This is a genomic window from Pseudomonas sp. B21-053, assembly GCF_026016365.1.
Classification (GTDB): Bacteria; Pseudomonadota; Gammaproteobacteria; order Pseudomonadales; family Pseudomonadaceae; genus Aquipseudomonas; species Aquipseudomonas nunensis.
Window position 1 is genome coordinate 2283245 of sequence record NZ_CP087205.1, and the last position, 13667, is coordinate 2296911.

General features: G+C 59.5%; 12 protein-coding genes and 5 tRNA genes. 11 read left to right on the plus strand and 6 right to left on the minus strand.

Annotation, left to right across the window (positions count from 1 at the left end; all coding sequences use genetic code 11):
- Positions 1–182 precede the first annotated feature (182 nt).
- Positions 183–1700, plus strand: coding sequence for a nucleobase:cation symporter-2 family protein (locus tag LOY68_RS10480; protein WP_054054140.1), 1518 nt, complete (start codon positions 183–185; stop codon positions 1698–1700).
- 166 nt (positions 1701–1866) lie between these two features.
- On the opposite strand, the gene LOY68_RS10485 is transcribed toward LOY68_RS10480, so the two are convergent.
- Positions 1867–1942, minus strand: a tRNA-Asn gene (locus LOY68_RS10485).
- A gap of 227 nt (positions 1943–2169) precedes the next feature.
- Here LOY68_RS10485 and LOY68_RS10490 point away from each other — a divergent pair.
- The gene (locus LOY68_RS10490) at positions 2170–2400 is read left to right on the plus strand and encodes a hypothetical protein (protein ID WP_054054139.1); all 231 of its coding nucleotides are present in this window, start codon (positions 2170–2172) and stop codon (positions 2398–2400) included.
- On the opposite strand, the gene LOY68_RS10495 is transcribed toward LOY68_RS10490, so the two are convergent.
- The 3 genes from LOY68_RS10495 to LOY68_RS10505 form a co-directional block, all read right to left on the minus strand.
- A complete protein-coding gene (locus LOY68_RS10495; RefSeq protein WP_265044427.1) occupies positions 2397–2597 on the minus strand; it encodes a hypothetical protein in 201 nt (66 codons plus the stop codon). The genes LOY68_RS10490 and LOY68_RS10495 overlap by 4 nt on opposite strands.
- Before the next feature lie 224 nt (positions 2598–2821).
- The gene (locus LOY68_RS10500; RefSeq protein ID WP_265044429.1) at positions 2822–4018 is read right to left on the minus strand and encodes an amino acid aminotransferase; all 1197 of its coding nucleotides are present in this window, start codon (positions 4016–4018) and stop codon (positions 2822–2824) included.
- A gap of 161 nt (positions 4019–4179) precedes the next feature.
- Positions 4180–4359 carry a hypothetical protein gene (locus LOY68_RS10505; protein WP_163909305.1) on the minus strand — a complete coding sequence of 60 codons (180 nt, stop codon included), beginning with the start codon at positions 4357–4359 and terminating at the stop codon, positions 4180–4182.
- Here LOY68_RS10505 and uvrB point away from each other — a divergent pair.
- Positions 4358–6373, plus strand: a complete 2016-nt coding sequence (gene uvrB / locus LOY68_RS10510; protein ID WP_054054130.1) for an excinuclease ABC subunit UvrB — start codon at positions 4358–4360, stop codon at positions 6371–6373. The genes LOY68_RS10505 and uvrB overlap by 2 nt on opposite strands.
- A gap of 106 nt (positions 6374–6479) precedes the next feature.
- Here uvrB and LOY68_RS10515 read toward each other — a convergent pair whose 3' ends face one another.
- Both LOY68_RS10515 and LOY68_RS10520 read right to left on the minus strand, forming a co-directional pair.
- Positions 6480–7970, minus strand: coding sequence for an MDR family MFS transporter (locus LOY68_RS10515; RefSeq protein WP_265045760.1), 1491 nt, complete (start codon positions 7968–7970; stop codon positions 6480–6482).
- A gap of 49 nt (positions 7971–8019) precedes the next feature.
- Complete coding sequence (locus LOY68_RS10520) at positions 8020–9069, minus strand: HlyD family secretion protein (protein WP_265044431.1); 1050 nt, start codon at positions 9067–9069, stop codon at positions 8020–8022.
- A 220-nt stretch (positions 9070–9289) separates the two neighbouring features.
- Here LOY68_RS10520 and gltX point away from each other — a divergent pair, with 220 nt between their 5' ends.
- The 8 genes from gltX (at position 9290) to LOY68_RS10560 (ending at position 13539) form a co-directional block, all read left to right on the plus strand.
- The gene (gene gltX, locus LOY68_RS10525; protein ID WP_054054123.1) at positions 9290–10771 is read left to right on the plus strand and encodes a glutamate--tRNA ligase; all 1482 of its coding nucleotides are present in this window, start codon (positions 9290–9292) and stop codon (positions 10769–10771) included.
- A gap of 191 nt (positions 10772–10962) precedes the next feature.
- Positions 10963–11038: transfer RNA gene (locus LOY68_RS10530), tRNA-Ala, on the plus strand.
- Between the two features lie 79 nt (positions 11039–11117).
- A tRNA-Glu gene (locus tag LOY68_RS10535) sits at positions 11118–11193 on the plus strand.
- Positions 11194–11245: 52 nt separating this feature from the next.
- Positions 11246–11321 (plus strand) — tRNA-Ala (locus LOY68_RS10540).
- Between the two features lie 80 nt (positions 11322–11401).
- Positions 11402–11477, plus strand: a tRNA-Glu gene (locus LOY68_RS10545).
- 182 nt (positions 11478–11659) lie between these two features.
- Entirely contained in the window at positions 11660–12199 is a 540-nt protein-coding gene (locus LOY68_RS10550; RefSeq protein ID WP_054054121.1) for a TetR/AcrR family transcriptional regulator, read from the plus strand.
- A 32-nt stretch (positions 12200–12231) separates the two neighbouring features.
- On the plus strand, positions 12232–13065 hold the full coding sequence (locus LOY68_RS10555) for an alpha/beta fold hydrolase (RefSeq protein ID WP_054615521.1): 834 nt from the start codon (positions 12232–12234) through the stop codon (positions 13063–13065).
- Positions 13066–13113: 48 nt separating this feature from the next.
- Complete coding sequence (locus LOY68_RS10560) at positions 13114–13539, plus strand: acyl-CoA thioesterase (protein ID WP_265044435.1); 426 nt, start codon at positions 13114–13116, stop codon at positions 13537–13539.
- The last annotated feature ends 128 nt before the right edge of the window (positions 13540–13667 follow it).

Genomic DNA, 13667 nt, shown 5'->3' on the forward strand with positions numbered 1-13667 from the left:
GGGTGGGGGTTGTGCAGGGATGGATGTATTGCAAGGTTTTTGCTGGCTCAAGTGCGCTGTTCAACGAGCAGGATGAACAGATGTCCATAATTTGACTAGTCGGTTGTATACAACTCTATAGACATTTGTCCTGAGTCTTGCATACAGTGTGCGCATAACAAAAACCAGGGAACCCCCCAACCATGAAAACGCCCCATGTTTCACACCAACGGCCCGAGGATGAAAACCTTGGGATCGGCGCGAATATGGCTTACGGCCTGCAACACGTTCTGACCATGTACGGCGGCATCGTCGCGGTACCCTTGATCATCGGCCAGGCGGCCGGGCTCTCACCGGCGGACATCGGTTTGTTGATTGCTGCTTCATTGTTTGCGGGGGGCTTGGCGACGTTGCTGCAGACCCTCGGGTTACCGTTTTTCGGTTGTCAGTTGCCGCTGGTGCAGGGCGTGTCGTTCTCTGGCGTCGCGACCATGGTGGCGATTGTCAGCAGCGGCGGGGAGGGCGGCTTCCAGTCGATCCTCGGCGCGGTGATAGCTGCCTCGCTGATCGGTTTGCTGATCACGCCGGTGTTCTCGCGAATTACCAAGTTCTTCCCGCCGCTGGTCACCGGCATTGTGATCACCACCATCGGCCTGACGCTGATGCCGGTGGCCGCACGTTGGGCCATGGGCGGCAACAGCCACGCCCCGGACTTCGGCAGCATGGCGAACATCGGTCTGGCGGCAGTGACCCTGGTATTGGTGCTGCTGTTGAGCAAGGTCGGCAGTGCGACCATCTCGCGTCTATCGATCCTGCTGGCCATGGTCATCGGCACGGTGATCGCGGTGTTCCTGGGCATGGCAGACTTCTCGTCCGTCACCCAAGGCCCGATGTTCGGCTTCCCGACACCGTTCCACTTCGGCATGCCGACCTTCCACTTCGCCGCGATCCTGTCGATGTGCATCGTGATCATGGTGACCCTGGTGGAAACCTCCGCTGACATCCTGGCGGTGGGCGAGATCATCGGCACCAAGGTCGACTCCAAACGCCTGGGCAATGGTCTGCGCGCTGACATGCTGTCGAGCATGATCGCGCCGATCTTCGGCTCCTTCACCCAAAGTGCTTTCGCCCAGAACGTCGGGCTGGTGGCGGTAACCGGCATCAAGAGCCGCTTCGTGGTCGCCACTGGCGGTATCTTCCTGGTGATCCTCGGCCTGTTACCGTTCATGGGCCGGGTCATCGCCGCTGTGCCGACGTCGGTACTCGGTGGCGCCGGCATCGTACTGTTCGGCACCGTGGCGGCCAGCGGCATTCGTACGCTGTCCAAGGTCGACTACCGCAACAACGTCAACCTGATCATCGTCGCCACCTCCATCGGCTTCGGCATGATCCCCATCGCCGCGCCGAACTTCTACGACCACTTCCCGAGCTGGTTTGCGACGATCTTCCATTCGGGCATCAGCTCGTCGGCGATCATGGCCATCGTGCTGAACCTGACCTTCAACCACTTCACCACCGGCAACTCGGACCAACAGTCAGTGTTTGCAGCCGGCACCGAACGCGTCCTGCGCTACCAGGACCTGGCTGCGTTGCGCGAAGGGGACTACTTCAGCGAAGGCAAACTGCATGACTGCGACGGCAAGGAAATCCCGGTCATCGAGGCCGACCATGGGCATGCAGAACCACGGTCGGCGCATTCGAAAAGTGGTGAGCATGTCTGACGGCTGTATTTGCTAAATAAAAAGGGCTGTAGATCAAAAGATCGCAGCCTTCGGCAGCTCCTACGCGCCTTTGGGCGCCGCCGAAGGCTGCGATCTTTTGACTTTTCACAGGTCCACAAAAAAGCCCCTGAACCTTTCGATTCAGGGGCTTTTCGATGTTGCTGTCTGGCTCCACGACCTGGACTCGAACCAGGGACCCAGTGATTAACAGTCACTTGCTCTACCAACTGAGCTATCGCGGAATGGCGTGTATGTTACTGATTCAAAAAGAGAAGTCAAGCACCCATTGCTAACTTCATCGATTCAATGGCACGAGTGGTGTTTTAGCGCTGATTGGCGGTTACCAGAATCGTGGGAGAGGTCTACCATAGCTGCCCGGAAGTGGTGACACGCGCTACCGGCCATTCGCCGAAAAGGTAAGCGCCATGAATCATCCAGCACTCGCATCGCAAACAAACGGGGTGTTCGCATGAGCATCGCCCAGATCAGTCTGCCCAAGGGTGTCGGCCCTCACGCCGAAAAACTGTTGGACGCCATCACTCAGGCCAGCACCGCTGACGAATTGAACCGCGCCGGTGGCAAGGCTGAAGGCTTCGTCCTTGGCCTGGAAAGCGCCAAGGCGATCAAAAGCCAGGTGGCCGAGTCGCTTTACGTGGCTTACGACGACGCCGCCAGCCAGCGCGCAACCGAACTGGCTTAACCGCCGAAGGTGAAGGTGCCGAGCATCAGCTTGGCATACAGCGAGGTGGCGGCCAGTTGCACCAGCCACAAGGCCAGGCCACCAAGAAATACGCCGACAGCCACTTGCAGCACCAGGTTGTTGCCGCGTTTGGCCGGGGTGCGGGGCACAAAATGGTCCAGCTCGTCCCGGTCAGCGCGTAGGTCATCGTTTTTCATGTGGGTTCTCGTAGATATTCTCGGGTGTACACATAACTTGTAGGAGCGAGGCTTGCCCGCGAAGCTTCTAGCGTCAGTGATGACGCCTTCGCGGGCAAGCCTCGCTCCTACAGGGTGCATCGTTGTGTGCAGTTTAGAGGGCGCAGACATCGCTTTGACACTTATCTGCGACAAATAAAAAACGGGAAGCCCAAAGGCTTCCCGTTTTTCGTACCGCGCGAGACTCAGATCACCTGAACGATGGCCTTGGTCACGGCGTCGATGTTGCTCTGGTTCAGCGCGGCCACGCAGATGCGGCCGGTGTCTAGGGCGTAGATACCGAACTCGCTGCGCAGGCGGGTCACTTGCTCAACGGTCAGGCCGGAGTACGAGAACATGCCACGTTGACGACCGACAAAGCTGAAATCCCGTTGTGGGGCTTGCTTCGCCAGCGCCTCAACCATCTGGATGCGCATGCCGCGAATCCGCAGGCGCATTTCGGCCAGTTCTTCTTCCCACTGCGCGCGCAGTACCGGGCTGTTCAGCACGGCGGCGACGATGCTTGCACCGTGGGTCGGCGGGTTGGAGTAGTTGGTGCGGATCACGCGTTTGACTTGCGACAGCACGCGCGCGCTTTCTTCTTTCGATTCGCTGACGATCGACAGGGCGCCAACGCGCTCGCCGTACAACGAGAACGATTTGGAGAACGAGCTGGAGACGAAGAAGGTCAGGCCCGATTCGGCGAACAGACGCACAGCGGCGGCGTCTTCGTCGATGCCGTCGCCAAAGCCCTGGTAGGCCATGTCGAGGAACGGCACGTGACCCTTGGCTTTCACCACGTCCAGCACGTTGTTCCAGTCCGCCGGGCTCAGGTCCACGCCGGTCGGGTTGTGGCAGCAAGCGTGCAGTACAACGATCGAGCCGTTCGGCAGGGCGTTCAGGTCTTCGAGCAGGCCAGCACGGTTAACGTCGTGGGTCGCGGCGTCGTAGTAGCGATAGTTCTGCACCGGGAAACCGGCGGTTTCGAACAGCGCGCGGTGGTTTTCCCAGCTTGGGTCGCTGATCGCCACGACAGCGTTCGGCAGCAGTTGCTTGAGGAAGTCGGCACCGATTTTCAGTGCGCCCGTACCGCCTACGGCTTGGGTGGTGAGGACGCGACCGGAGGCGATCAGCGGCGAGTCATTGCCAAACAGCAGTTTTTGCACGGCCTGGTCGTAGGCAGCGATGCCATCGATCGGCAAGTAGCCACGGGAAGCGTGTTGAGCGACGCGAATCGTCTCGGCTTCGACAACGGCGCGCAGGAGTGGAATTCGCCCCTCCTCGTTGCAATAAACACCGACCCCCAGGTTGACCTTGTTGGTACGGGTATCGGCGTTGAATGCTTCGTTGAGGCCCAGGATTGGATCGCGTGGTGCCATTTCGACAGCGGAGAACAGGCTCATTTTTGCGGCGGCTCTGAATGGAGTGTGGAGGGACGTGTCGCGCTCCAGCCGAATGCACTAGAGCGGTGCACAAACGGGGAGCTAGTATAGAGGCCATCTGCGATTGATGGCGACAGACGATTCGGCTTTTACAGCAAGTTTTTTCGATTATTTTTCGACCGTTAGTCGATTGGCATCGTCAAAGACTTCGAGGGATGTAGGACGTTTGCCTTGAAAGCGCGGGCAATCGGCTCCACATTGAGCACAATCCAGTTTTTTTCCTCGGGCGACGTCAGTCGTTTGCGGCCTTTCTCGCTCCTGTCGGTTTGACCGTGCAAGGTGCGAACCCAGAGGTATTTCATGTCTGAATTCCAGCTAGTCACCCGCTTCGAGCCCGCCGGCGATCAGCCGGAAGCCATCCGCCTGATGGTCGAGGGCATCGAAGCCGGGCTGGCGCACCAGACGTTGCTCGGTGTGACCGGTTCGGGCAAGACCTTCAGCATCGCCAACGTAATCGCCCAGGTGCAGCGTCCGACCCTGGTGCTGGCGCCGAACAAAACCCTGGCCGCGCAGTTGTACGGCGAGTTCAAGGCATTCTTCCCGAACAACGCCGTCGAATACTTCGTTTCCTATTACGACTACTACCAGCCCGAAGCCTATGTGCCGTCGTCGGACACCTTCATTGAGAAGGACGCCTCGATCAACGACCACATCGAGCAGATGCGACTGTCCGCGACCAAGGCGTTGCTGGAGCGAAAAGACGCGATCATCGTCACCACGGTGTCGTGCATCTACGGTCTGGGCAGCCCGGAAACCTATCTGAAAATGGTCTTGCACGTGGATCGCGGCGACAAGCTCGATCAACGCGCCTTGCTGCGACGTCTGGCCGACCTGCAATACACCCGCAATGACATGGATTTCGCCCGGGCGACCTTCCGTGTGCGCGGCGACGTGATCGATATCCACCCGGCGGAATCCGATTTTGAAGCGATCCGCATCGAGCTCTTCGATGACGAAGTGGAGAAAATTTCCGCGTTCGATCCGCTGACCGGCGAAGTCACCCGGCAGTTGCCGCGTTTCACGTTCTATCCGAAAAGCCACTACGTGACGCCACGGGAAACCCTGCTGGGCGCCATCGAAGGGATCAAGGTCGAGCTTCAGGAGCGCCTGGATTACCTGCGCACCAACAACAAACTGGTGGAAGCCCAGCGTCTGGAGCAGCGCACCCGGTTTGACCTGGAAATGATCCTGGAGCTGGGTTACTGCAACGGCATCGAAAACTACTCGCGCTACCTGTCGGGCCGTGAATCTGGTCAGGCACCGCCAACCTTGTTCGACTACCTGCCGGCCGACGCCTTGCTGGTAATCGACGAATCCCACGTCAGCGTGCCGCAGGTTGGCGCCATGTATAAGGGCGACCGCTCGCGTAAAGAGACGTTGGTGGAATACGGTTTCCGCCTGCCGTCGGCACTGGATAACCGGCCGATGCGTTTCGACGAATTCGAAAACATCAGCCCGCAGACGATTTTTGTCTCGGCCACGCCAGGCAACTACGAAGCGGAACACGCCGGTCGCGTGGTCGAGCAACTGGTGCGTCCGACCGGCCTGGTGGACCCGCAAATCGAAATCCGTCCGGCGCTGACTCAGGTCGACGATTTGCTCTCGGAAATCGGCAAGCGCGTGGCGCTGGAAGAGCGGGTGCTGGTCACCACGCTGACCAAGCGCATGTCCGAAGACTTGACCGATTACCTCGCTGACCACGGCGTGCGGGTGCGTTACTTGCACTCGGACATCGACACGGTCGAGCGGGTCGAAATCATCCGCGACTTGCGCCTCGGCACCTTCGACGTGCTGGTGGGGATCAACCTGCTGCGTGAAGGCCTGGACATGCCGGAAGTGTCGCTGGTGGCGATTCTCGATGCGGACAAGGAAGGCTTCCTGCGTTCCGAGCGCTCGCTGATCCAGACCATCGGCCGGGCGGCGCGTAACCTCAACGGTCGGGCGATTCTGTATGCCGACCGGATTACCGGCTCCATGGAGCGGGCGATCGGCGAGACCGAGCGCCGTCGCGACAAGCAGATTGCGTTCAACCTGGCCAATGGCATCACGCCTAAAGGTGTGTTCAAGGACGTCGCCGACATCATGGAAGGCGCCACCGTGCCGGGCTCGCGCAGCAAGAAGCGCAAAGGCATGGCCAAGGCTGCGGAGGAGAGCGCCAAGTACGAAGCCGAATTGCGTTCGCCGGGCGAAGTCGCCAAGCGGATCAAGGCGCTGGAAGAAAAAATGTACGCGTTGGCGCGTGATCTGGAATTCGAAGCGGCGGCGCAGATGCGCGATGAGATTGGCAAGTTGCGGGAGCGGTTGATCTCAGTCTGAGTTTTGCAGAGGCTGTTATGGCCTCTTCGCGGGCAAGCCTCGCTCCTACAAGGTTCAGTGTGATCCCTGTGGGAGCGAGCCTGCTCGCGAAGGGCGCGACTCGGTCTTAATGCGCCTCGCCAGCCTTCAACCCCGCCGGCAACGCCTTGGTCAACAGCACCGCCAGCATACTGATCCCCAACGCAATCCCGACAAAGTGAAACGCATCGTTGTAGGCCATGATCGACGCCTGCTGGTGCACGATTTCACTCATCTTGCCCAACGCCGCAGTGTCACTGCCAAACCGGTCCGCCATCGACGCCATGCGCTCTGCCACCTGCGGATTGCTCGGCACAATCGACTCGCGCAAATAATCAAAGTACGTCTTGGTCCGCGCATCCAGCAGGGTGGCGAGGAGGGCGATGCCGATCGCGCCGCCAAGGTTTCGCAGGATGTTGAACAGACTCGACGCCGACCCCGCGTCTTGGGGCAGGATGTACGCCGTGGCGATCAACGAGATGGTGACCATGATCAGCGGTTGGCCCAGCGCGCGGATGATCTGGATCTGATTGAACTGCGGCCCGGCGAAGTCCGGATTCAACACGCCCGAGGAAAAACTCGCCAAACCGAACAGCCCGAAGCCAATCGTGCACAACCATTTCGGCGGGATGAACTTCATCAACTTCGGCACCAGCGGAATCAAAAACAGCTGCGGAACCCCCATCCACATGATCACTTCGCCGATCTGCAGCGCGTTGTAATTCTGGATCTGCGCCAGATACAACGGCAGCAGATAGATCGAGCCATACAACCCGACACCCATGCCCAGGCTGGAAATACTCGATAAACCAAAGTTGCGATTACCGAGGATGCGCAGGTTGATCAGCGGATTCGGTTTGGAGAATTGCACGATCACGAAGGTGATCAAACTGAACAGCGCAATGCTGCCCAGGCTCACGATCAGGGTCGATTCCAGCCAGTCCTTGCGATGGCCTTCCTCAAGAAACACCTGCAAGCAACCGAGGCCAACGCCGAGGGTGAGAATGCCCATGTAGTCGGTGCTTTTGAGCAGTTCCCAGTGGGCTTCTTTCTTCTCGAGGCCATACATCAGACCGGCGATCATCAGCAGGCCGGGCGGGATGTTGATGTAGAAAATGTATTCCCAGCCCCAGTTTTCCGTGAGCCAGCCGCCAATGGTCGGGCCGATGGAGGGGGCGAAGGTCGCGGTCATGGCGAACATGGCCATGCCTTTGGCGCGATGATGTTCCGGGAGTTTGATCAGCGTGAGAGTGAACGCCAGCGGGATCAGCGCACCGCCGGTGAAGCCCTGCAAGGCGCGGAAGACAATCATGCTTTCGAGGCTCCAGGCCATCGAGCACAGCAGCGAGGCGGCGAGGAAGCCGAGCGACACCCACACCGCCAGGCGCCGCGCCGACAACAGCTGCACCAGCCACGCCGTCAGCGGGATCATGATGATTTCCGCCACCAGGTACGAGGTGGAAATCCACGAGCCTTCTTCCAGGGTCGCCGACAACGCGCCCTGAATGTCCTTGAGCGAAGAGTTGGTGATCTGGATGTCGAGCACCGCCATGAAGGCGCCGAGCATCACACTCATCACCGCGATCCAATCCCGCCGGGTCGGTTCCCCGGCCGGGCGGATCAGTTGATCACCGGCCATCGTCAGGGGCGTCTTTGATGTTCACTTTGACGGTGACCGACATGCCCGGGCGGATCTTGCCGTGCAGCGGATTGTCCGCGGCGAACGTCAGTTTTACCGGAATCCGTTGTACGACTTTGGTGAAATTGCCCGTGGCATTGTCCGGCGGCAACAAGCTGAATTGCGCCCCCGAAGCAGCGAACAGACTGTTGACCCGCGCTTCAATCGGCGTGTCGCCGTAGGCATCGAAGGTCAGTTCGGCTTTCTGGCCGGGCTGCATGTGGCCGATTTGGGTTTCCTTGAAGTTGGCCTGAATCCAGATGTCCTGGTCCGGCACGATCGACAGCAGATAAGCGCCAGCCTGCACGTACTGGCCGTTGCGCGCGGCGCGTTGGCCGATCAGGCCGCTGATCGGTGCATGGATTTCGCTGCGGGTCAGGTTCAGTTGCGCTTGGGCCAGCTCGGTCTTGGCGTTGGAAATCATGGCGTCGAGGCGCTTGATCTCGGCGCTCAGGGCGTTGACCTGCTGGCGCTGACTTTGCGCGTCGGCCTGGGCTTTGGTCACTTGCGAACGGGCGATGTGGTTATCGGCGGAGAGGGTGGTCACCCGCTCTTCCGAGACATAGCCGGGTTTGCGCAAGGTCTGGGCGCGGGACAGGTCGATTTGCGAACGACCCAGGCTGGCCTGGCTGGACGCGACTTGCGCATCGCTGGCGGCGATCAGGCTGGATTGTTGGGTCAGCTTGCTTCGGGCCTGCACTTGCTCGGCTTCGCGCATGGCCAGGGCGGCGTTGGCGCGGTCGACGGCGAGGTGGAAATCATCGCCTTCAAGCTTGATCAGCAACTGGCCTTTCTCAACGTGCTGGTTGTCCTGTACCAGCACTTCATCGATGCGTGCGCCCAGCTGGCTGGAGATGCGGGTGATCTCGCCCTGGACATACGCGTTGTCGGTGCTTTCATAAAAGCGCCCCTTGAAAAACCAATGGGCAAAGAAGCCCCCGGCGATCAACAGGACGATCAGCAGGAAGAAGAACAGGCGACGCTTGAGTTGGGCAGGCATGGGGCAGACTGTAGTCGAGAAATTGTAAGGAAAGTTATCAGCAGGCGAATCTGGCATACAGCCGATAAACGGTAAATGCCATCGGCTGATATTCGGCCATTCACCACGGCTTACGGGCGTTGTAGACGCAACCTTGGCTTAAATGCCCTGCTGACTGGAGCCGGGCGGGTATCGCCTGTTACCATTCGCCCTTTGTTTGACCTTTATTTCGAGACTTGCCATGACCACCGTCCGCACGCGCATCGCGCCATCGCCTACCGGGGACCCCCACGTAGGTACCGCTTACATCGCATTGTTCAACTACTGCTTTGCCAAGCAGCACGGCGGTGAGTTCATCCTGCGGATCGAAGACACCGATCAATTGCGTTCGACCCGCGAGTCCGAACAGCAGATTTTCGACGCCCTGCGCTGGTTGGGAATCGACTGGAGCGAAGGCCCGGACGTCGGCGGCCCGCACGGTCCTTACCGTCAGAGCGAGCGTGGCGATATCTATCAGAAGTACTGCCAGCAACTGGTTGAGATGGGTCACGCCTTCCCGTGCTTCTGCACCGCCGAAGAACTGGACCAGATGCGCGCCGAGCAAATGGCTCGCGGCGAAACCCCGCGTTACGACGGCCGTGCGCTGTTGCTGTCTGCGGAAGAAGTCGCCCGTCGTCTGGCCGCTGGCGAACCCCACGTAATCCGCATGAAAGTGCCGAGCGAAGGTGTTTGCGTGGTGCCGGACATGTTGCGTGGCGACGTCGAGATCCCGTGGGATCGCATGGACATGCAAGTGTTGATGAAGACCGACGGCCTGCCGACGTACTTCCTGGCCAACGTGGTCGATGACCATTTGATGGGCATCACCCACGTGCTGCGCGGTGAAGAATGGCTGCCTTCGGCGCCAAAACTGATTCTGCTGTACGAGTACTTCGGCTGGGAACAGCCGGAGCTGTGCTACATGCCGCTGCTGCGTAACCCGGACAAGAGCAAGCTGTCCAAGCGCAAGAATCCGACCTCGGTGACGTTCTACGAGCGCATGGGCTTCATGCCGGAAGCGATGCTCAACTATCTGGGTCGCATGGGCTGGTCGATGCCGGACGAGCGCGAGAAGTTCTCGTTGCAGGAAATGGTCGACAATTTCGACCTGAGCCGCGTGTCCCTCGGCGGGCCGATTTTCGATATCGAGAAACTGTCCTGGCTCAACGGCCAATGGCTGCGTGACTTGCCGGTGGAAGAGTTCGCCAGCCGCTTGCAGACTTGGGCGCTGAATCCTGAATACATGATGAAGATCGCGCCGCACGTGCAGGGCCGGGTTGAAACCTTCAGCCAGGTTGCACCGCTGGCCGGGTTCTTCTTCGCCGGTGGCGTGAATCCGGATGCCAAGCTGTTCGAGTCCAAGAAGCTCTCGGGTGATCAGGTTCGTCAGTTGATGCAGTTGATCCTGTGGAAGCTCGAAAGCCTGCGTCAGTGGGAGAAGGACAGCATCACCGCGACCATTCAAGCCGTGGTTGAATCCCTGGAGCTGAAGCTGCGTGATGCGATGCCGCTGATGTTCGCTGCGATCACCGGGCAGGCGAGTTCGGTGTCGGTGCTCGACGCGATGGAAATCCTCGGCCCGGACCTGACGCGTTTCCGTCTGCGCCAGGCCCTCGACTTGCTCGGTGGCGTGTCGAAGAAGGAAAACAAGGAGTGGGAAAAACTGTTGGGCAATATCGCCTGAACAGCGTTTGACTCTGTGTAGGAGCTGCCGAAGGCTGCGATCTTTTGATCCTGCTCTTCGGCGCACCCCCGAATTTACGGGGGGAGGGCGGTAAGTGATTGTTATGTCGGCAAAAAACTTTGAAATATTTTAAAAATAAGTTTGACAGCCTTCCGATGCGCCATTAAGATTCGCCCCGTCCTCAGCGATGAGGGGCTATAGCTCAGCTGGGAGAGCGCTTGCATGGCATGCAAGAGGTCGACGGTTCGATCCCGTCTAGCTCCACCAATTTACACTTCAAGGTCTGGCCACACCGGCCTTGAAGCGATCAACACTCAGCGTTGATCAGTTGTATAGAAGGGTTTGCGTCCCCTTCGTCTAGTGGCCTAGGACACCGCCCTTTCACGGCGGTAACAGGGGTTCGAGTCCCCTAGGGGACGCCAGTTTTACAGAAGTAGTGTCGCAAGATGCTGCTCCGCCGCCAGGCGATAAATCGGGGCTATAGCTCAGCTGGGAGAGCGCTTGCATGGCATGCAAGAGGTCAACGGTTCGATCCCGTTTAGCTCCACCAATTTTACAGTTCAAGGTCTGGCCACACCGGCCTTGAATCGATCAGCGCTTAGCACTGATCAGCTGTATAGAAGGGTTTGTGTCCCCTTCGTCTAGTGGCCTAGGACACCGCCCTTTCACGGCGGTAACAGGGGTTCGAGTCCCCTAGGGGACGCCACGATTACCCGCTCTGCGGGATTTATAAGGGTCATTCAATTATTGAATGGCCCTTTTGTTTGTCTGGCGTTTGGCCAATTCTCCTTTTTCTTCAAAACTGTTCTTCAGACCAGCGGTCACACCCATGACTTGCGCAAATTTATTATGCGAATAATATTCTAGTCGTAATATTCGGAGGCAACGATGAACGATAAAAAAGCTCAAACCCGCGAACGCATCCTCAAGGCCGCCAGCGCAGCGCTGATCCAGCGCGGCCCGGCCGAGCCAAGCGTGGGCGAAGTGATGGGCGCGGCTGGCCTGACGGTCGGCGGCTTCTACGCGCACTTTGAAAGCAAGGACGCGATGATGCTGGAAGCGTTCAAGCAGTTGCTCGGCCACCGCCGAGAGCTGATTGCCGACATGGATGCCGAGTTGACCGGCGAAGAACGCCGCGCCTTGGTGGCTGCGTTCTACCTGTCGCGCAAACACCGTGATTCTTCCAGCTCGGCGTGCCCGATTCCGGCTTCGGTCGGTGAACTGGGGCGACTGCCGGATGAATTTCGAGTGGCATTGAATGAGCACGTAGAACTGATGGTCGCGCAGTTGGCGGCCAGCCCGGAAGACACCGACAAAGCCTTGGCCGACATGGCCTTGATGGTCGGTGGTTTGGCTCTGGCGCGGGCGCTGGGGCCAGGCGAATTATCCGATCGATTGCTGCGCGCCGCCAAATCAGCGGTGCTATGACCTGAAGGCGAAATGGCCTGAGGAGTGGAGCGATGAGCACGTTAAAGTGGGTTCGTGGCGTTAATGGCACCTTGGGCTGGTTCGCACCCCAGCTGGTCGCGAGCAAAATGCGCCTGGCGTTTATGACACCGCGCTCGTTTGCCCCCAGTGACTGGGAATTACCGCTGCTGGCGAAATCCGAGCGGATCACCCTGCGTTTCGGCCTCTCGGCGTTGCGCTGGGGGCAGGGCCCGACGGTCTTGCTGATGCACGGCTGGGAGGGTCGGCCTACCCAGTTCGCCAACCTGATTACAGCGCTGGTGGATGCCGGCTACACCGTAGTGGCCCTGGATGGTCCGGCTCACGGTCGTTCGCCGGGGCGCGAGGCGAATGTGGTGCTGTTCGCCCGGGCCATGCTCGAAGCTGCCGCTGAGTTGCCGCCCCTGCAAGCGGTGATCGGCCATTCCATGGGCGGCGCCAGTGCGATGCTCGCGGTGCAGTTGGGTCTGCGCACCGAAACCCTGGTCACGATTGGTGCTCCGGCGCGGATTCTTGGCGTGCTGCGTGGTTTCGCCCGAATGGTCAAGCTGCCGCCCAAGGCGCGTTCAGCGTTTATTCGTCAGGTCGAGAAAGACGTCGGGATGCGCGCTGCGACCCTGGATGTCGCGCACTACCAGCTCGATATGCCGGGGCTGATTGTCCACGCCGAAGACGATCGCTATGTCAGCGCCAAGGAATCCCAACTGATTCACGAAGCCTGGTTCGACAGTCGCCTGCTGCGCCTGGAAGAGGGCGGTCACCACCGAGTGATGGCAGACCCTCGGGTGATTGATGGGGTGTTATCACTGCTGTCCGGCCGCAGCCTTCAGGCGCGGCAATCGGCCTGAGCATCCGTTACACTGCCCCGGTTGAAATTATCTGACCGGGAGTGGGGCATGGGCTGGGATCGGGCAACGCCATTTATCATTGATCTGCAAGTCGGCGCCGAAGACATCGACGGGCTGGGCCATGCGAATAACGCGGTGTACGTGACCTGGCTCGAGCGCTGTGCCTGGCGTCACTCGCAACGGCTTGGCCTGGATCTGGTCGAGTACCGGCGGCTGGATCGGGCTATGGCCGTGGTTCGGCATGAGATCGATTACCTCGCCGCCGCCTATGAAGGCGATGAGTTGCAATTGGCGACCTGGATCGTCGATTGGGACCAGCGCCTGAAAATGACCCGTCACTTCCAGCTCAAGCGCCCCAGCGACAACACCACGTTGCTGCGCGCCCAGACCACTTTCGTCTGCATCGAACTGTCCACCGGCAAGCCCAAGCGCATGCCGACGGAGTTTATCGAGGGCTATGGCCCGGCGTTGTAAGCTCTGACCTGACCCAATCCCTGTAGGAGCTGCCGAAGGCTGCGATCTTTTGATCTTGATCTGGAAAGGCAAAGCCAAGATCAAAAGATCGCAGCCTTCGGCAGCTCCTACGGGGTGAAACCTGTAAA

Excerpts from the sequence above, each read along its gene's own strand:
- LOY68_RS10560 (WP_265044435.1), top strand. The coding sequence starts at position 13,114 with ATGGGCTGGGATCGGGCAACGCCATTTATCATTGATCTGCAAGTCGGC.
- LOY68_RS10490 (WP_054054139.1), top strand. The coding sequence starts at position 2,170 with ATGAGCATCGCCCAGATCAGTCTGCCCAAGGGTGTCGGCCCTCACGCC.
- LOY68_RS10520 (WP_265044431.1), bottom strand. The coding sequence starts at position 9,069 with ATGCCTGCCCAACTCAAGCGTCGCCTGTTCTTCTTCCTGCTGATCGTC.
- uvrB (WP_054054130.1), top strand. The coding sequence starts at position 4,358 with ATGTCTGAATTCCAGCTAGTCACCCGCTTCGAGCCCGCCGGCGATCAG.
- LOY68_RS10550 (WP_054054121.1), top strand. The coding sequence starts at position 11,660 with ATGAACGATAAAAAAGCTCAAACCCGCGAACGCATCCTCAAGGCCGCC.
- gltX (WP_054054123.1), top strand. The coding sequence starts at position 9,290 with ATGACCACCGTCCGCACGCGCATCGCGCCATCGCCTACCGGGGACCCC.
- LOY68_RS10480 (WP_054054140.1), top strand. The coding sequence starts at position 183 with ATGAAAACGCCCCATGTTTCACACCAACGGCCCGAGGATGAAAACCTT.
- LOY68_RS10555 (WP_054615521.1), top strand. The coding sequence starts at position 12,232 with ATGAGCACGTTAAAGTGGGTTCGTGGCGTTAATGGCACCTTGGGCTGG.
- LOY68_RS10495 (WP_265044427.1), bottom strand. The coding sequence starts at position 2,597 with ATGAAAAACGATGACCTACGCGCTGACCGGGACGAGCTGGACCATTTT.
- LOY68_RS10505 (WP_163909305.1), bottom strand. The coding sequence starts at position 4,359 with ATGAAATACCTCTGGGTTCGCACCTTGCACGGTCAAACCGACAGGAGC.
- LOY68_RS10500 (WP_265044429.1), bottom strand. The coding sequence starts at position 4,018 with ATGAGCCTGTTCTCCGCTGTCGAAATGGCACCACGCGATCCAATCCTG.